The sequence below is a fragment of the Paraburkholderia sp. GAS33 genome, from assembly GCF_050436645.1.
Lineage (GTDB): Bacteria > Pseudomonadota > Gammaproteobacteria > Burkholderiales > Burkholderiaceae > Paraburkholderia > Paraburkholderia phenazinium_B.
This window is the reverse complement of record NZ_JBNDMP010000014.1, coordinates 63,024-80,302: the sequence shown is the minus strand read 5'-3', so window position 1 is coordinate 80,302 and position 17,279 is coordinate 63,024. Positions and strand designations below refer to the sequence as shown.

Genomic DNA, 17,279 nt, shown 5'->3' with positions numbered 1-17,279 from the left:
AGTGGCTCTAGCAGCGTCAAATGGCGCCTGTTGCAACCGGCGCTTAGGAGGGCGAGGCTTATTCGGTCGGATCTCCCGGCGCGTCAGAAAACGTCGTCTTCAATCGGTCAACGATTTGGGCATTCCTCGAACGTCCGCTTGCGGGTATGACTGTCCGCGAGATTTTCCGGCCGTACGCCCACTGAGTCGGAACGGCTGTCACCATGTACGTCAAAAAGTGTGAATTGATATCACAATCAATATTGTGATATCAATTGGTGAACTTTGTTGTATGATTCCATCAAATTTTCACCGAAACGTCCCTAGCGCGGCTAGCGGGTGGAAAATACGAGCTGATCATACAGCCGAGGGGGAATATGTACTTTACGTTCAGGGAATTGGCTGCTGTGGCACTAACGGGAGGGAGCAACTACTTCGTGGATCTCCGCAAAGACGCGGGGAAGTGGGTTATCGAAGTGTCAGTACTCGATTCCGGGAAAAACGTCCAGCAGACATATCTGGTCCAGACAAATCGGGGTGGGGCAAAGACTTGGAAGTATCTCGACGACGCGATGGCGTTCGTTTCCGAGTATTGCGCTAATTGTCAAAATTTGACGATAGCGATCGACGGCGAGATGTGGAAGCTGCGTGCAGAGGAGCGTGGAGCAGAGGAGTAAAGAGCGGCCGGAACGGTGTTGCGAGCACCGAACCGACCTGACCAGAAGTGCAGTCCTTTGAGAGACCCACACAATGGCTATTACTATTGTAGCGCATCCGCCTCGGCACGCCCGTCGCATGCGCTCTTCCATCTTCCTCGCAGCTATTGCTGCGACCTTGCTGCCATCACGCTTCGCCTTGGCCGACGACTGGGGCTGTCAGGTCGTGCTGTGTCTGGCCGATCCGCGAGGCCCTGAGGCCGAGAGCGCCTGCGTCCCGCCAATCGGAAAGCTGTGGACCGCGCTGCGGCACGGCGATCCCTTTCCCACGTGCAATTTCAATAGCAGCTCAACGGACCTTCCGTCTTCGGTCCTGAGCGCGATCCCCGCGAGCACACTCGCAAATCTCGGTAACGGTTCTGGCGCCGTCAACGTTGCGGCGAGTTCGAACTACTGCCGCGAAGACCTCCTGCATTGGGGTGGCCCCGAACAGAGCGAGCTGCTTTGCAGTGCCAGCGGCGCGATCAACGTAACCATCGACGGGACGCTGTTCACCCGCGTCTGGTGGGATGCGCCGGGCCAGGACTCAACGATCGCCGAATACTACGGCACGCCCATGGCGGGCGTGCCTGCGACCGCCCCGTATGACCCCACGATGGCCGCGCAACAGTTCATGCAACTGCAGAACGAGACCGACTACGGCAACAGCGGTGGCAACGGTGGCGGTCAATAGTGATCTGAGTCGAATTGATCGCAAATAGGCGGCTAAGCCGCATCTGAGACGAAGAGGTATCCAACATGTATCTCACGCAGGAAGATCATCAAGCACTACTAAACGCATCGGTGAGCGGAATCGCTGCGGTCGAGCAGGCCCTCAGTTTGATTCGCAATGCGAACCCGAAGGCGTTACACATGGAGCAGTCGCTGGCAAGCCGCGTCTTCTTCGACCAGCCGATGCGCAACGAGCCTTATGGTGGCTTCATGTATTTCGCGCAGATGAGGAAGGCTGCCTGAGATGAAACGCCTTTTCATCTCCGAGAAACCCAGTCTCGCGGAAGCAGTCGCCAGGGTGTTGCCCGGTACTGCCCGGAAAGAGGGAGCGGTTACATACGTTGGTGACGATGCATTCGTCCCGCTCGCTGGTCATGCGCTCGCGCAGGCTATGCCCGATGAGTATCTTCCTGCGGATGTGCCGCTGAACAGGAACGGCAAGAAGGTCTGGCGCGAGCAGGACCTTCCAGTTGTGCCGACGACCTGGATCATGGAGCCGGAAGACCGCCTGCAGTGCAATCTGACGGCGATCGAGAAACTGTTGAAGACGGTTGACCAGGTGGTCCATCTTGGCGACCCGGAGCCCGAAGGCCAGCTGATTGTGGATGAAGTGCTGAACTTCTACGGCAACCGTAAGCCGGTGATCCGCCTGCTGGTGAACGACTATAACGAGACCAAGGTGCGTCAGGCCCTGGCCAGCATGCGGAGCAACGACGAACCGGAGTTCCGTGGGTGGTATCGCTGGGCATATGCGCAGTCGCACTACAACTGGCTGTTCGGTCTGAATTTCACGCGTGCTGCAACATTGCGTGGCCGTGCGCTCGGATACGACGGTGTATTGACGGTCGGTAGTGTGCAGACGCCAGCGCTGCAGATCGCCTACGAGCGCGACCGGGCAATCGAGACATTCAAGCCTGTCCCGTTTTACCGGATCGTTGCGCGTATCGAACACGCGAACGGTCTTTTCAAGGCGAACTGGAGGGCGGTCGACGATCAGCCGGGCCTCGACGATGCGAAGCCGAGGCGGCTTGTCGACGCGGCTATTGCCCAGGCACTCGTGACGCGACTCAGTGGCCAGCCTGCCACCATCGTCGACTATGAGAAGGCGCAGCGCAAGGAAGGCGCGCCGTTACCGATGTCGCTCAACGAGCTGACGGTGGCGGCCTGTACGAAGTTCGGATGCACTGGGGCAGAAGTGCTCGAGGCGGCACAGGTGCTATACGACAGGCCGCTGCAGCTAACCACGTATCCGCGCACCGAAGTGCGCCACCTGTCGGAGGCGCAGCACGCAGACGCGCCGGAGGTGCTGGCCGCACTCGCGCAGAACCTGCCGTCCATGCGGGGTGTGATCGACCGTGCGGATCCGTCCGTCAAGTCGGCGGCATTCAACGACAAGAAGGTCGACGGGACCAGTCACCACGGGATCGTGCCGACTGTGGCAGTTCGCGACCTGTCAGGTCTGTCTCCGCTCGAGCGGGGCGTGTACGACATGATCGTGCGCAGCTATCTGGCCCAGTTCTATCCGGCGGCGGTCTTCATGGAGACCCAGATTGAGGTCCACGTCGACGGTGAGCGCTTCACTGCGAGCGGCAAGACACCCGTCTCGCCGGGGTGGCGCGAGGTCTACGCGCCGGTGGACAGCACTGCTTCTGCAGCGGCTGCAGGCGACGAAGCCGAGGGGAAGCAGCCGTTGCCGGTGATGAACCAGGGGGACGCGGCAACCTGTGTCTCGTGTGAGCAGCAAAGCAAAGAGACGAAGGCGCCTGAGCGCTTTGACGAATCGTCGCTTCTCGAGGCGATGATCGACCTGCACAAATTCACGACGGATCCGGCCGCAAAGGCGCGTCTCAAGGAGGGCAAGGGAATCGGCACGAGTGCCACCCGTGCCGGGATCATCGCCGAGCTCCGCGAACGCGGGTTCCTGGAGCCTGTTAAAGGCACGAAGAACAGATTCATGGTCAGCAAGACCGGGCGCGGCCTGCTCGATGCACTGCCTGATCCTGTGCGCAGTCCGACGATGGCCGGCATGTTCAAGATCGCGCTCGATGGCGTGGCTTCGGGTGAGGTCACGTACGAGCAGTTCATCGGTCGCAGCGTTGCCTTCATTACCAAGGTAGTCGAGCAGCTGCGCACGGCAAAGATGAATCTGCCCGTTGCACCGTCCGTTGCGTGCCCAAAATGCAAGACCGGTCAGCTGCGTCGTCTCAAGGCCGATAAGGGGCCTTTCTGGGGCTGCTCGAACTATCAGGCCGAGCCGAAGTGCGCTGCCTCCTATCCCGACCAGGACGGCAAGCCGAATTTCCAGGCGGCGCCGAAGGCGAAGGGCAAGGGGTTCGGCTTCAAGAAGGCGGGGGTGGTGTGATGGATATCTTCGGAAACAGGATCCCGCGTTGTCAGGCCCCGAACGAAGTATCGAGCTTCAACAGAGGCCTGCCGCGCGACTACGACGATGCGGTTTCTCTCGACGTCATTGATCGTCGGATCCGTCGTCTGGTGGACGCGTTCAACGTCGCCGGCGTCGCATCGACGCTGGCGAGTTGCCAGGGGCACGGCTGCCCGTTTTTCCCGCTCTTCGCGGCGTGGCACACGCCGTACGTCATGTTCCGCACGAACACCCGGATTGCCGCGGAACTTGCGATGCTCGTGCGTGCTGATTCGCTTCGACGCGAACATCTGAACTACGGCTGGGCCGTCGAAGGCGATTTTGACGACAGTGGCCAGGTGCGGTTCGTTCTGCGTTGCAGATCGGCGCGTTTCACACGCAGCGCGCTCGATCGCGATTTCGAGGTGCTGCGGCTATGGGTGCAACAACTCCTGAAGCCCAGGCGCGAACGGGCAACCGTCTCGATATGCGTAAAGCATGCGCCTCGTTCTGTATACCTCTTCTCCAGCCGGAAGCTTTCGTGATGGCCAAGCAACCCGAAGATTTCAGAACGCCAGATCTGTTCGACGAGCACAAGCGACAGGAAACATTTCTCGAGCTATCCGCGGAATATCTGGACCTGCTCGGCAAAGGGCATCCAGGTGGGTACGTGTCGGTTAGCCAGAACGGTGTACTGCCAGGCGCGGAGCGGGTTCGTCGCTTTCGCCAACGGCGCAAGCTGTTTCCAGTGGTGGCAAATGGCGCGTGTGAGCTGTGCGGCCGCAAGCACAGCGGCGAGTGCAGGGGGCGCAAATGATGCCCATCGACTTCAACACGCTGGCGATGCAATGCGCACCGGGCGTTCATCCCACGACCTTGCAGAAGGTGGTGGGTACCGAGTCTGGATTCAACCCCTACGCCATCGGCGTGGTCGGCGGTCGCCTCGAGCGTCAGCCACGCGACCGAGACGAAGCAGTGGCCACCGCGCGTGCGCTCGAAGCGGCCGGCTGGAATTTCAGTATGGGTCTGAGTCAGGTCAACCGGACGAACCTCGCGCGGTACGGACTGGATACCACCACCGTGTTCGATCCGTGCGCCAACCTGCGCGCCGGCTCGGCAATCCTCACCGACTGCTATAGCCGGGCCTCGGCGCTGACTGGCCCGGGGCAGCAGGCGCTACTCGCCGCGTTCAGCTGCTACTACAGCGGCAATTTCCAGCGCGGCTTCGAGCGTGACGCACAGGGAACCAGCTATGTGCAGCGGGTGGTCTCGAGCGCCGCAACAGCCGATCCCATCACGCCCGCTGGCCAGGTCCGACCGATCCCGGTCGTGCCGGCGGTGACTTCCAGTAACAAATCCGTTCGCCTGTCGCCGGTGAGCGGATCGACGGCACTGCCACAAGCCGTTCCGGCAGAGGTGCCCAGTCGGGGTGTATCGCACCCGGCCTGGGACACCTTTGGCGACTTCTAATCACATGCACTCCTATGAGGATCCTTATGAAAACTCGTTTCAGACACTCCGTCCTGCTGGCCAGTCTCCTTGTCGGTGCGGGACTTTCGGTGGCCGTGCCGGGCGCATACGCCCAGGGCCTGACACAGGGTACATCCGCCGTAACCAGCTTCGAGACGTGGGCATACGGCGTCGCCGGTACGCTCGCCATCCTTTACCTGCTGTGGGTCGGCATCCAGTGCTGGACGAACAAGGCGGACTGGGTGCACGACTTCGGCGGTGCGGTTGCGAAGGTGGCCGCTGTGGGTGCTGTCTCGGTGCTCGCACCCTGGGCCTGGTCGCTGTTCACCGGCTGATCGCGGCCATGGACGAAGAGAAAACACTTTACTCGGCCTACGCCGGACTCTCCCGCACCGCGATGATCTGGGGCGTTCCCCTCATGGCGGCGCTGGGGGTGTTCGTCTGCTCGGTGTTCGCTTCACTGCTCGGCGCGGCCATGTACGGGATCGGTGGGCTGCTGTTCGCGTTCCCCGGCGTGCCCGTCATGATCTTCTTCAAGCATATCTGCGAAACCGACGATCAGGCCTTGCGCATCCTCTGGCTCGAGGTGGTGTGTTTCCTCCATCGGGCCAATGCGGGGTTGTTTGGCAAGACCTACACGCTTGCGCCAATGACCTACGGGCGTTCGCTCAAGGGCTACATGGATGCGCTCGAGCGTCCCCAGTCACTTGTGCTTCTGGAGCAGTTGCAGGAGCGCCTGCTGGCATCAGGCAAAGATGAGGAGTCAGTTAATGGATAAGAGCAACAGACAGAAGTCGACGCCGAACGCGTTCCCGCCGGTGCCGGCCAGTCGGACCGTTGGTCACTCCCTGGTCATTGGCGCGACCCGCTCAGGCAAGACGACGTTCAGGTTGTTCCAGAATTCGATCCACAAGTCGAAGCGGGGAGAAAAATAATGTACCCCTTTGACTTCCTGAAGCGCGGCATCAAGCATTCTTTCGTTGAAGACACCTCGGCGCGCTGGACCAGCCAGGTGCTGAGGCGTCAGGGTGCCGTTCGCGATCTGCTGCCGAAGATCGGCCGGCCGGTTTCGGAGCGCGTCACAAGCTTCGAGGACGGGCGTGCGGTGCTGGTCATTCGCCTTCCCGGCATGCCGTTCGAGTCGGTCAACCGGCGCGAGATCGAGAACCGTTTCGACGCACTGAACCGGTTTTTCGCCGCAATGGCGATGGAGAAGGGGAACCGGCTCGCCCTCTGGATGACCCTGCAGCGTACGCGGGTGTCGTTCGCCGAGCGTTATCAGTTCCGCTCGTCGTTCATGCAGGGCTTCAGCGAAAAGTATCTCGCGCGCTTTCGCAAGGATGACTATTTTGAGAATGAGTTCTTTGTGTCCGCCGTGCTGAAGGGCGATGACCTGAGCGAGTGTGTCGGCGAGCTCGAGGAGCTGGGCGACACCATGCTCAAGACGCTGCAGGCGTATGACCCGGAAGTACTGACCACGTTCGAGCGCAACGGTGTGCTGTTCTCGCAACCTTACCAGTTCATCGGGGCACTGGTGAACGGCGTTGACGAGGCAGTACCCGTGACCCAGGCGACGGGGCAAGAGCTGATTCCGTCATCGTGGCTGCACTTTCACTACGATACGGTCGAGATCCGCTCGGACAACGCGACGCGATTTGCCAGCTGCTACGACCTGAAGGATTTTCCGAAGTCCGGCTGGGGGCAGCTCAATCCGCTCCTGACGTTGCCGGTTGAATTCACGCTGACCCAATCGTTTGGCTGCATGGGCACGTATGAGGCCCAGAAGGCGATCGGCGATCAGGTGAACAAGCTGAAGTCCGTCGGTGACAAGGCAACGTATCAGGTCAAGGAACTGGCCGATGCACAGGGGCTGATCAGCGGACGCGAACTGGCATTCGGCGACTATCACGGCGCACTGATCGTCTACGGTGCGACCGCAGAGCAGGCCACCAGTAATGGCACCTTCGTCACGAGCCGTGCGCTGAATGAATGTGGCTTTCGCTGGGTCAAGGCGACGTTGTCGGCGCCGGTGACTTACATGAGCCAGGTGCCGGGCTACGCGCGCAAGCCGCGGCCGATGCCGAAGTCGACGCGCAACCTCGCGTCGTCGTTTTCGATGCACAACTACTCGGCGGGCAAGGCGAAGGGCAATCCTCTTGGTGACGGCTCCGCTGTCATGCCGCTGCAGACCGTCTCGAAGGGTCTGTACAACTTCAACTTTCACGCGTCCCGGCTCGATGAGGACAGCACGGGCGAGAAGATCGCCGGACACTCCATGTTCCTGGGTGCCACCGGCACAGGCAAGACGACCCTGCAGCTTGCGCTGATGGGCTTTCTGGAGCGGTTCGATCCGAAGATCTTCGCGGTGGATCTGGATCGCGGCATGCAGATCTTCATCGAAAGCTCGGGCGGCATGTATTTCCCGCTCAAGGCAGGGGAGGCGACCGGTCTTGCGCCTTTCGGATTGCCGGATACGCCGAGGAACCGGGAGTTTCTGTACGACCTCGTCGGCGCGTGCGGGCGCGACGAGGACGGCACGCTCTCGGCGGACGACCAGAAGAAGGTCAAGACCGCTGTGGATACGGTGTACCGGATCGAGCGGGTGGAGGATCGCTGCTTTAGCCGGTTGCTCGAATCGATCCCGAAGACCGGCGAAAACTGTCTGGCATCGCGTCTGGCGAAATGGTGCCACTCGGAGGGCGGCCGCTTTGCGTGGGCGCTCGACAACGCACCGGATTCGATGATCGACGTCACGAAGGAGCGCCGTATCGGCTTCGATGTGACGGATTTCCTGAAGCTCGACTATCCGCCGACCGAACCGGTGCTTGCGTACCTGCTGCATCTGAAGGATCTGATGCAGGCCCGCGGTGGCCTCCTCGCCACGATCATTGAGGAATTCTGGTTAGCGGCCATGTACCCGACGACGCAGAAGATGATCCTCAAGGTCCTGAAGACCGGTCGTAAGGCGGACGAATTCATGATCCTCGTTTCGCAGTCTCCGGAAGACGCGATCAATTGTCCGGTGTTCGCTCCGATCCGGGATCAGACCGCCACGAAGATCTATCTGCCGAACCCGGATGCATCGCGCGAAAGCTACAAAAAGCTCAATCTCACCGATCGCGAGCTGGAGGAGCTGCTTGCGCTCTCGAAGGAATCACGCACGTTCCTCATCAAGCAGAGCAACCAGTCGGCGTTCGCGAAGATGGATCTGCACGGCATGGCCGATGAGATCGCCGTTCTGTCGGGCAGCCTCGACAACGTGGCGATCTGGGAAGAGGCGCGGGCCGAGTCCGGCGACGACCTGGACCTGTGCATGGCCCGGTTCCAGGCACGTCGCAAGGGCAAGAAGGCGAAACCGCAGGAGCCGTCCGCGGCTGCTGTGGCCTGACAGGAGGATATCCGATGCAGATCAACCGTAACCGGATTCGCACAGCGCGCGTCGTTTGTGCAGGTGCGGTGGCCATTTCAATGATGTCCGGAATGGCTCACGCGCAGGTTCCGCCAGTGGATGGTATGGCCGGCTATCCACAACTCGTGCAGCTCGAGCAACAGGCCGCGGCGCTGCGGGCAAAGGGAGGACCGGTCGATCCGCGCGATCAGCCTGTGCCGGTAGATGGCCAGCAGTTGCAGCAGCAGCTTCTGCTGATTCACGAAGACCTGCAGCAGCTTATCGCGTTGCAGACCACTCGCGCTCAAGGCCAGTAGGCCATCAGACCCAACCTGACAAGGAGTTTCACCATGAAGAAGATTTTTGTATCCCAATTTGTGCGGGACCGTTCGTTATTGCTGGCCAGCGTCGCCATCGTGTCCTGCCTGTCCGCGCCGGTTCATGCGCAGGGCATCCCGGTGATCAGCGTCTCCGAACTGGCGCAGGACGTCCTCATGGTCACGCAGCTGGAGCAGCAGCTTTCGACGATGGAGCAGCAGTACACGACCATGACCAACCAGTACCAGGCGCTGACTGGCAATCGTAACCTCGGGCAGATCCTGAACGATTCTTCGCTGCGCAACATGCTGCCCAGCTCGTGGCAATCAGTTTACTCCGCGGTGCAGAGCGGCAGCCTGCCGGCGATCAGTAGCGCCGCGCAGCAGATCGAGGCCGCCGAAGGGATGACGGCCAATACCGCCGGTCAGCAACGCTACAACGACACGCTGTCAGCAAACAAGGCGATCTCGATGCAGGGGTTCCAGCAGACGCAGAGCGAGCTGCAGAACATCCAGAGCCTGATGCAGCAATCGAACCTGACGCAGGATCCGGCGGCGAAGGCGGATCTGCAGAACCGCCTGCAGGCCGAAAGCGCGATCGTGCAGAACCAGCAGACGCAGATGAACCTGGTGGGGCAACTGGAGAAGATCGAGCAGAATCTAGCCGCCCAGCAGGCCGAACAGCAGGTTCACAACCAGATGGCTCAATAGCGCAAATTGGAGCCGGCCCAGGAGGCAAAAAATGGCAAACGTACAGATATTCACTCCAATGCTGGACGCGTTCGATAACAGCGTGCTCGCGACGATCAACACGGGTTCGGCAAACCTCATTTCGCTGATCAGTCCGCTGGCCGCCGCAGGATTTAGTTTGTATGTCCTGCTGATCATGATGTCGTATTGGCGAGGCAACAACGACCAGCCGATCGTGGACTTCTTCATCCGCATGATGGGCTGGGCCGCGGTCCTGACGGCCGGTATGAACATCGGTTACTACAGCGAGTATGTCGTGCCGTTTTTTAACGGTATCGGTGACCAGATCGCACAGGCCCTGACCGGGAGTGCGTCATCGGCTACGGCTCTCGACACATTGCTGAATGCCTATCTCAATTCGATCTTGAGCGTGTGGCAAGGCATTGAGCCCTATCAGATCGGAGTGATGGTCGAAGCGGCCGCGATCACGTGCTGCACGCTGCTGGTCGGCATACCCTTTTTAGCTGTTGCGGCGGCGTACATCATTCTTGCCAAGTTTGCGCTGGGCCTGCTCCTGGCCCTTGGTCCGATGTTCGTTGTCTCCGCCCTGTTTCCAGCGACGCGCAGATTCTTCGAGGCGTGGGTGGGGCAGTGTCTGAACTATGCATTCCTGACGGCGCTGTTTGCGGCAGCGGGAGCCATTGAAGTCCAGTTTGCAAACGGGATACTGCCGACAGCATTCACTATGGGTTCGCTGGTTCTGACGTGGACCCTGGAGCTGAAGATTCTCTCAATGGGTGTTGTGTTCCTGTTCGTGTCGTTGAACCTGCCGTCACTTGCTTCAGCGCTCGCCGGAGGCGTCGGAATCTCTTCAATGGTTGGCAAGGCCTTCGGTACCGCAGGCGCCGTAGCCCGGGCGCTCTCCCGGAGCGGTGGAGGGGGCGGCGACAAGGGCAAGGGCGGCGACCTGGAAGCTGCCTGAGGCCAGAGTGCGCAAGCAACCCTGGGGGTGCTTGCGCCCCTAAATATGAATGAATTTTAAAGGATAACTGCTCATGAAAATCCACCTGGTTGCAATCACGTTGATCCCGTTTCTGATGGCCGCTTGCGGTCAACGGCCGGTCGACACCGATACGTTCGTTGGGACCTGGAAAGACGTCAAAGGCGTAGGGCACCAGACCGTCATCGCAAAGAACGGTGACGGTCTGGTCGTCGATGACGGAATCGAGAAATTTCCTGTGACCGTCAAGGGAACGTCCCTGCACGCTGACCTGCCGATGGCGTCGTTCGACCTGGTCATTGATAAAGCTACCGGGCATCTGCTGATGGGCGGGGAGGAACTGCAGAAGGTAAACAACTGAGGGATCGTCATTTTTCATTCGATGGTCGGCGTGATATTCGGACTTTTCGAAGCGCCGCCTGCTACAGGGAAGGGAGATCAGCAATGAAAGGGATCGTAGTTGTGTGCAGTCTTGCGCTGCTGCTGGCAGCTTGTTCGGTGCCCAAGCCGCCGGAACCGACCGGGGACTGGATGCCGGTGAACCAACCCATCCAGCCCATCGCAAAAACGGGAACGTGAACATGAACACCATACGGAAAACGGACATGACCGCCGTGTCCCCAGCCGGGACCGATCCGCAGGACGCCGGCACCGCAGGTAACTCTGCGCTGCGCGATGAGGCGAAGTGGTATCTGAACCAGGCGCTTGAATTCGAGAAATCGAAGCAGGCGACGAACGCGAAACTGACCTCGGTTGCCTGGCGTGTGGCGATCGGTGCTGGTGTGATCGCTGTAGTTTCTATTGTTTGTTCAGCAGGTTTAGTACAACTAAAGAGACCGAATCCGCCTGCCATCCTTCGCGACGACCCGGTGAGTGGAAAGGTTGACGTTCTCGACGTCATCCGGGACGGCCGCGTGCCGTTCGGCGAGGTCGAGGACCGCGCGGATCTGCGCAGATACGTGACGATGCGGGAAAGCTATGACTGGGAAACCATCCAGAACATGTTTGACGCCGTGAAGCTCATGAGCGCGGACAGGGAGCGTGACCAGTATGTCGCGCTATACAGCTTGCCGAACGCGCCGCAGAAGGTGCTGAAGGATCAGTTCCGCGTCGTTGCCAACGTAGGCGCAATCACCTTCGTCGGAAGCACCGCGCAGGTTTTCTTCTCGAAGAAGCTGATTCCGCTGGGCGCGAACATGGAGCCAAAGACCGAATACTGGGTCGCCACCATCGCGTACCGGCACGACAACCTGCCGGAAAGAAAGAGCGAGCTCGAAATCGACCCGACGGGCTTCAGGGTGACGAGCTATACGGTCGACCGCGACTGGACGCGCGCTCCGGAGACGGCTGCTGCGCTGGCGTCGCCTCAGGTCGCCACCGCGCCGTCGGCAGCGCCCCAGGGTGCAAACCGGGGAGGTCAGTAATGAACACGTTCCGAAACATGAAAGTCCCCGGACCCAGCGTAAAGCGTGTCGTCGCGTCTTCGCTTGCGGCCGTCGCGTTCCTGTTGCCTGCGGCGGCGTGGGCACTCGTATCGCCGGGCCCGTGCGGTGGCGACGAACACGTGATGTGCGCGCGTTACGACGCCAATGAGGTGTACCGGATTGCGTATCGCGCCGGAAATGCGACGGTGCTGCAGCTCGAGAACGGCGAGGTGATCGACGGACCAGCGTCGGGTCTTGGTGTGGGCGACGCGAAAGCGTGGACGGTCGGCGGCAAGAGCAACTGGGTGATGTTGAAGCCCAGGGCGGCCAACGCGGGTACCAATCTCGTGATTGTCACCGATCGCCGCCGTTACGTGTTCCAGCTTGTACAGGCTACGCGTGGAGATATTCCCGTGTGGTCCCTGTCATTCGACTACCCGGACACGCGCGCGCGACTTGCTGCCGAGGCGGCAAGGAAGTCTGCACTTGCGGCAGCTGCGGCAAAGGGCAGTGCGGTCGCTTCGATCCACCAGAACCAGAACTACGACATGCGCGGCAATACGGTTCTGGCACCGACAGCGATGTGGGACGACGGCCGCTTCACGTATTTCAAATACGCGACCAGCCGGGACCTGCCGGTGATCTTCCGGGTGTTGCCGGACGGCGCCGAGGCGCTGGTCAATTCGCATGTCGAGGGCGACACCGTTGTCGTACATGACACCTCCGCGCAGTTCGTGCTTCGGCTCGGCCAGGCCGTGCTGGGTGTGCGCAACAACGCGTATACGCCCGACGGCGAGTTCAACAGGCTGGGAACCACGGTTCCCGGCGCGGTGCGGATCATGAAGGAGAAAGACAGTGAATAGCATTGACCCGAAAGATGGCGTGCCGGAGGCCGGCGTCGGTGAGCGTGGCGTACCAGGGCTTGTTCGCGCAAAGCGCAAGACGAACGTCCGGAAGCTGTGGATCGTCGCAGTGGTGTTCGTCTTTCTCGCGTTCGGTGCGCTCGGCGCCGCGGTGTTCATCAAGCGGCTGGGCGATGAGCACCTGAAAGAGCGGGCAGACGCACGCAATGCGCCGAAGGCGTCCGGTATGGACACCGGTCATGATTTTGCGGCCGACGCAGCTGCGCTCGAGCGTCAACGCAAGGAGCAGGAGCGGCAGGCGGCGATAGCGGCAGCTACATCTGCTGCAGCCGCTCCGCCGGCACCGGGCGGAGCGGGTGGGGCGAACGGTCCCATTGCTGTCCAGCCGGTGGGCGGCAGGACGGGGAGCTATGCGGCGGGCGGTGGCCCGGCAGTCAAGGCTCCGGAGACGGCGGCGGAACGCCGGCTCGAGGGCGCTGTTCTTGTGCCTACTTCGGGTTCCGATGGCGATGGCGAGCGGGCGACGCCAGCGGAGGGCGGAGCTGCGGGTACGGCGGGTGCGGCGAAGCTGTCGTCGGCGCCGGGAACTGCGGCGGGTGCAGGTGGCCTTGATGACCGGTTGGCACCGTCGAAGCTGGCCAGCGTGAAAGCGGGTTGGTTACCGGATCTCGACTATCTGCTCAAGCGCGGCACCATCATCCCGTGCGGGCAGAAAACGAAGATCGTCACGACGTATCCAGGCATGACGTCCTGCATCGTGTCAAAGGACGTCTATTCGGCCGACGGCAAAACCCTGCTCATCGAACGCGGCAGTGAAGCGACCGGCGAGCAGCGTACGGCGTTGCTCCAGGGGCAGGCGCGCATCTTCGTCCTGTGGTCGCGTATCGACATGCCTGACGGCGTGAAGATCGACCTCGATTCACCCGGCACGGATTCACTGGGTGCAAGCGGTCTGGATGCGTATGTTGATACCCACTTCTGGGAGCGTTTCGGTGGCGCGCTGATGATGAGTGTGGTGAGCGATCTTGGACAGGCCCTGAGCAACCTGACGGTAGGCGGCGGAACGAGCCAGGTCCAGCTGTCGAGCACGTCGTCCTCGACGCAGGATCTGGCATCGGAAACACTCAAGAACACCATCAACATCCCGCCGACCGCTTATTCGAATCAGGGTTCAGAGATCAACATCTTTGTCGCCCGCGACGTCGACGCCCGGAGCGTATATGAACTCGCGAATCAATGATGCAGCGCCGGCTTTCGACGGCAGCGTGACCGTGCGGAGCCTGATGGGAACAAGCGGTATTGCCGGGTTTCTGGCGATGCCCGGTGTGACGGAGGTGGCAATCGGCCGTCCGTTTGAGGTGTGGACGGAAAGTCGCGACGGGTGGGTCCGGCACGACGCGCCCGCCTGTTCGCTGGACATGCTGATGAAGCTTGCCAACGCGCTGTCGATCTTCAACAAGGCGGTGCCACCGCTCTCTGTTGCGGCACCGATCAAACCGGTGCGTTTGCCAGATGGTGAGCGCGGGCAGATCGTCATTCCGCCGGCGTGTGAACCAGGTACGGTTTCTCTAACCATCCGTATTCCGAGCAATGTCCGCTTCACCGTCGCCGAACTCATCAAGGCCGGGTTTCTCTCTGACTACATGGACGTCTCGCCTGCAGGAGACGTACCGGAAGGCGTAGAGCTTGCGCCCTTCGAGCTCGGGATGCTGAAAGCGAAGCGTGAGCGGGACATCGGTACGTTTCTCGAACTGGCGATCGGCAACAAGCTGAATGTCCTGCTTGTGGGCGGTACCGGATCGGGCAAGACCACCCTGTCGAAGGCACTGGCGGATCTGGTGCCGGCGGACGTGCGCGTCGCGACAATCGAGGACACGCACGAGATGCCGCTGCCTTATCACCCCAATCACGTTCACCTTTTCTACAGTGATTCGCTGCCGGCGCGCGACATCGTCAAGGCCACGCTGCGCATGAAGTTCGACCGCGTGTATCTGGCTGAGCTGCGTGGCGACGAGACGTGGGACTACCTGGCGCTGCTGAACACGGGGCATAGCGGTGGCCTTTCGACGGTTCACGCCAATGACTGTCTGGCGGCGCTTTCCCGGGTCGCGACGCTCATCAAGCAAAGCCCGGTCGGCCAGACGCTCGAGTACAACTACCTGCTGCGCGAAGTCAAAACCACCATCGACGTTGTGCTGTTCATGGAGCGCAAGCGTCTCACGCAGGTGTACTACAACCCGGTTGAGAAGTGGAAACTGCAGCGGGGGCTTGCGTGAACGGGAGCCAGAAAGTCATCGCAGGCGCGCTGGCCGCTGCCGGTGTCGCGGGTTTCGCCGTCGCGGGCCAGTATGCAGGTGCGACCGTGTTCGCCCGGGTCGAGCATCTGCCGTCCTCCGTCGTTGGCATCTTCACGCTGCACGATTACTGGGAGGCGTACGGCTCCGTTCCAGCGATCAAGAAGGCTCTGGCGGGCTGCACGCTGGTCTCAATTGTTGTTCCGGTCGCGCCGATCGCACTGGCGTGCGTGGCGATCTTCTCGAAGCCGAAGCGCGAGCTGCATGGCAGCGCGAGGTTTGCACGTGCGCACGAGATCCGCAAGACCGGCTTGCTGAATGCGAATGACGGCAAGCCCGGGATCCTGATCGGGAAGTACAAGGGCCGGTACCTGGTGTTCACCGGCCAGCAGTTTGTCATGCTCGCGGCGCCGACGCGATCGGGCAAGGGCGTAGCTGTCCTGATCCCGAATCTTCTCACCTATCCGGATTCGATGGTCGTGCTCGACCTGAAGCTGGAGAACTATATGTATACCTCCGGCTACCGCCGGAAGTACGGGCACGAAGTGTACCTCTGGGCACCGTTTTCCAAAAACGGCAGGACGCATCGATGGAACGTATTCGACGCGGCGGCGAAAAAGCCCGAGCACGAGCGCATTGACGAGGTCGAGTCAATCGCCCGCAAGTTCTACCCGGATACGGGCTCCGATGGTGGTGACTGGAACGGCGCCGCGCGGGACCTGTTCATGGGACTTGCGTTGTACCTCATGGAGACGGCCACTCCAGAACGCATCTGCAACGGCGGGGAGATTCTTCGTCAGTCATCAGGCATGGGCAAGCCGGTCAAGGAGCATATCGCATCGTTGCGGGCCACACCTGGTCTTTCGTTCACGTGTACGGCTGCGCTAGACCGGTTCCTGTCGAATCACGACAAGGTGCTAACAAGCATTCTTTTCACGTTTAACGCACGGATGGGGATCTTCGCCAATCCGGTAGTCGACTCGGCAACGAGCTGCTCGGACTTTGACCCTTCCCAGGCACGTCGTCGTCGCATGACGGTCTATGTCGGCATCCAGCCCAACCGGCTCGAAAGCGCTTCGCTGCTGGTGAACCTGTTTTTCTCGCAGCTTATCGACGCGAACACCGAGGTGCTGCCGGAGCACGACCCGTCGCTCAAATATCAGTGCGTGCTGGCGATGGATGAGTTCACCGCGCTAGGCCGCGTCACGATCGTGAACAAGGCGAATTCGTTTATCGCCGGCTACAACCTTCGCTTGTTGACGATCATTCAATCGCATTCGCAGCTCGAACCACAGGAGCTGTACGGCAAGGAAGGCGCGCGCACGCTGGCGGTCAACCACGCGGCGAAGGTCGTCTATCCGCCGACTGACCTTGAAGATGCCAAGCAGGTGTCTGAAACGCTCGGGTATTTCACGGAGACATCGGTTTCTAAGAGCAAGACAAGAGGCAAGTCGACCTCGAGCGGCGAAAACAAATCCGATCAGCGCCGGGCACTGATGTTGCCGCAGGAGCTTGCCGAAATGCCGAAGGACCAGGAAATCGTACTCGGCTTCGGCAAACCGATTCTTTGTGAGAAGGCTTACTTCTACAACGACGACATGTTTCTCGACCGTTTGCGGGAGATCAGTCCGTCGCTCGACAGGATCCGTAACCGCTTTCCAACCGAAAAGGAGCTCAAGGATGCCGCTGGTAGTGGTGAGCTGGCCACGTGGGATGACGTGCCTGCGGTAGATATCGCGGCATGGCTCACCAGACGGGACGCGGCGCTTGGTCCTAAGGGAACTGACGGGCAGCGCGTGATGCGGGCGAGCGATCTGCGGGCGATGGATGACGAACCCGTGAGCGAAGACCTTGCAGCAAAGCTCCGGCTGGCCTTGCTCAACGATCTGCACGAGTTGAACTTTAACGGTGACCTGGCCGACCTGGCCAGCGAACTGGGTATTGCCACGCCGGCACCGACGCCGGCACAAACGACAGGCGAGGTGGTGAATGGCTGAAGACAAGACGCCGCGCGGCAACCGCCGTGCTGGCAAGGTTGTTGATGCGGCGGCAGACAAGTCGGCAA

General features: G+C 60.9%; 21 protein-coding genes. All 21 read left to right on the top strand.

What is annotated here, in order from left to right; all coding sequences use genetic code 11:
• Nucleotides 1–356: 356 nt before the first annotated feature.
• The 21 genes from P3T24_RS32140 (at nt 357) to P3T24_RS32040 (ending at nt 17,211) form a co-directional block, all read left to right on the top strand.
• Nucleotides 357–656, top strand: coding sequence for a hypothetical protein (locus P3T24_RS32140; RefSeq protein WP_429440835.1), 300 nt, complete (start codon nt 357–359; stop codon nt 654–656).
• Nucleotides 657–774: 118 nt separating this feature from the next.
• Nucleotides 775–1,368, top strand: a complete 594-nt coding sequence (locus P3T24_RS32135) for a hypothetical protein (RefSeq protein ID WP_429440833.1) — start codon at nt 775–777, stop codon at nt 1,366–1,368.
• A 65-nt stretch (nt 1,369–1,433) separates the two neighbouring features.
• Nucleotides 1,434–1,649 carry a hypothetical protein gene (locus P3T24_RS32130; protein WP_429440831.1) on the top strand — a complete coding sequence of 72 codons (216 nt, stop codon included), beginning with the start codon at nt 1,434–1,436 and terminating at the stop codon, nt 1,647–1,649.
• 1 nt (nt 1,650) lies between these two features.
• Nucleotides 1,651–3,768 (top strand): DNA topoisomerase, encoded by a 2,118-nt coding sequence (locus P3T24_RS32125; RefSeq protein WP_429440830.1) that lies wholly within the window; start codon nt 1,651–1,653, stop codon nt 3,766–3,768.
• Nucleotides 3,768–4,313 carry a hypothetical protein gene (locus tag P3T24_RS32120; RefSeq protein ID WP_429440828.1) on the top strand — a complete coding sequence of 182 codons (546 nt, stop codon included), beginning with the start codon at nt 3,768–3,770 and terminating at the stop codon, nt 4,311–4,313. Before P3T24_RS32125 ends, P3T24_RS32120 begins: the two co-directional genes overlap by 1 nt.
• Nucleotides 4,313–4,585 (top strand): hypothetical protein, encoded by a 273-nt coding sequence (locus tag P3T24_RS32115; RefSeq protein WP_429440826.1) that lies wholly within the window; start codon nt 4,313–4,315, stop codon nt 4,583–4,585. The genes P3T24_RS32120 and P3T24_RS32115 overlap by 1 nt, the downstream gene beginning before the upstream one ends.
• Entirely contained in the window at nt 4,582–5,238 is a 657-nt protein-coding gene (locus tag P3T24_RS32110) for a lytic transglycosylase domain-containing protein (protein WP_429440825.1), read from the top strand. Before P3T24_RS32115 ends, P3T24_RS32110 begins: the two co-directional genes overlap by 4 nt.
• Nucleotides 5,239–5,264: 26 nt before the next feature.
• A complete protein-coding gene (locus tag P3T24_RS32105; protein WP_429440823.1) occupies nt 5,265–5,573 on the top strand; it encodes a hypothetical protein in 309 nt (102 codons plus the stop codon).
• A gap of 8 nt (nt 5,574–5,581) precedes the next feature.
• Nucleotides 5,582–6,016: a VirB3 family type IV secretion system protein gene (locus P3T24_RS32100; RefSeq protein WP_429440821.1), complete on the top strand. Its 435-nt coding sequence runs from the start codon at nt 5,582–5,584 to the stop codon at nt 6,014–6,016.
• Nucleotides 6,009–6,173 (top strand): hypothetical protein, encoded by a 165-nt coding sequence (locus P3T24_RS32095; protein WP_429440819.1) that lies wholly within the window; start codon nt 6,009–6,011, stop codon nt 6,171–6,173. Before P3T24_RS32100 ends, P3T24_RS32095 begins: the two co-directional genes overlap by 8 nt.
• Nucleotides 6,173–8,626: a transporter gene (locus P3T24_RS32090; RefSeq protein ID WP_429440818.1), complete on the top strand. Its 2,454-nt coding sequence runs from the start codon at nt 6,173–6,175 to the stop codon at nt 8,624–8,626. Before P3T24_RS32095 ends, P3T24_RS32090 begins: the two co-directional genes overlap by 1 nt.
• 14 nt (nt 8,627–8,640) lie before the next feature.
• Complete coding sequence (locus P3T24_RS32085) at nt 8,641–8,943, top strand: hypothetical protein (RefSeq protein WP_429440816.1); 303 nt, start codon at nt 8,641–8,643, stop codon at nt 8,941–8,943.
• Nucleotides 8,944–8,976: 33 nt separating this feature from the next.
• The gene (locus P3T24_RS32080) at nt 8,977–9,654 is read left to right on the top strand and encodes a type IV secretion system protein (RefSeq protein WP_429440815.1); all 678 of its coding nucleotides are present in this window, start codon (nt 8,977–8,979) and stop codon (nt 9,652–9,654) included.
• Nucleotides 9,655–9,736: 82 nt separating this feature from the next.
• Nucleotides 9,737–10,615 (top strand): type IV secretion system protein, encoded by an 879-nt coding sequence (locus tag P3T24_RS32075; protein WP_429440813.1) that lies wholly within the window; start codon nt 9,737–9,739, stop codon nt 10,613–10,615.
• 73 nt (nt 10,616–10,688) lie between these two features.
• Nucleotides 10,689–10,994, top strand: a complete 306-nt coding sequence (locus tag P3T24_RS32070; RefSeq protein WP_429440812.1) for a hypothetical protein — start codon at nt 10,689–10,691, stop codon at nt 10,992–10,994.
• Nucleotides 10,995–11,077: 83 nt separating this feature from the next.
• Nucleotides 11,078–11,212: a hypothetical protein gene (locus P3T24_RS32065; protein ID WP_429440810.1), complete on the top strand. Its 135-nt coding sequence runs from the start codon at nt 11,078–11,080 to the stop codon at nt 11,210–11,212.
• A 26-nt stretch (nt 11,213–11,238) separates the two neighbouring features.
• Nucleotides 11,239–12,057, top strand: coding sequence for a virB8 family protein (locus tag P3T24_RS32060; RefSeq protein WP_429440808.1), 819 nt, complete (start codon nt 11,239–11,241; stop codon nt 12,055–12,057).
• Nucleotides 12,057–12,920 (top strand): TrbG/VirB9 family P-type conjugative transfer protein, encoded by an 864-nt coding sequence (locus P3T24_RS32055; RefSeq protein WP_429440806.1) that lies wholly within the window; start codon nt 12,057–12,059, stop codon nt 12,918–12,920. Before P3T24_RS32060 ends, P3T24_RS32055 begins: the two co-directional genes overlap by 1 nt.
• Complete coding sequence (virB10, locus tag P3T24_RS32050; RefSeq protein ID WP_429440804.1) at nt 12,913–14,160, top strand: type IV secretion system protein VirB10; 1,248 nt, start codon at nt 12,913–12,915, stop codon at nt 14,158–14,160. Before P3T24_RS32055 ends, virB10 begins: the two co-directional genes overlap by 8 nt.
• Nucleotides 14,141–15,196 (top strand): P-type DNA transfer ATPase VirB11, encoded by a 1,056-nt coding sequence (gene virB11 / locus P3T24_RS32045; protein ID WP_429440803.1) that lies wholly within the window; start codon nt 14,141–14,143, stop codon nt 15,194–15,196. The genes virB10 and virB11 overlap by 20 nt, the downstream gene beginning before the upstream one ends.
• Entirely contained in the window at nt 15,193–17,211 is a 2,019-nt protein-coding gene (locus tag P3T24_RS32040; RefSeq protein ID WP_429440801.1) for a type IV secretory system conjugative DNA transfer family protein, read from the top strand. Before virB11 ends, P3T24_RS32040 begins: the two co-directional genes overlap by 4 nt.
• Nucleotides 17,212–17,279 lie beyond the last annotated feature (68 nt).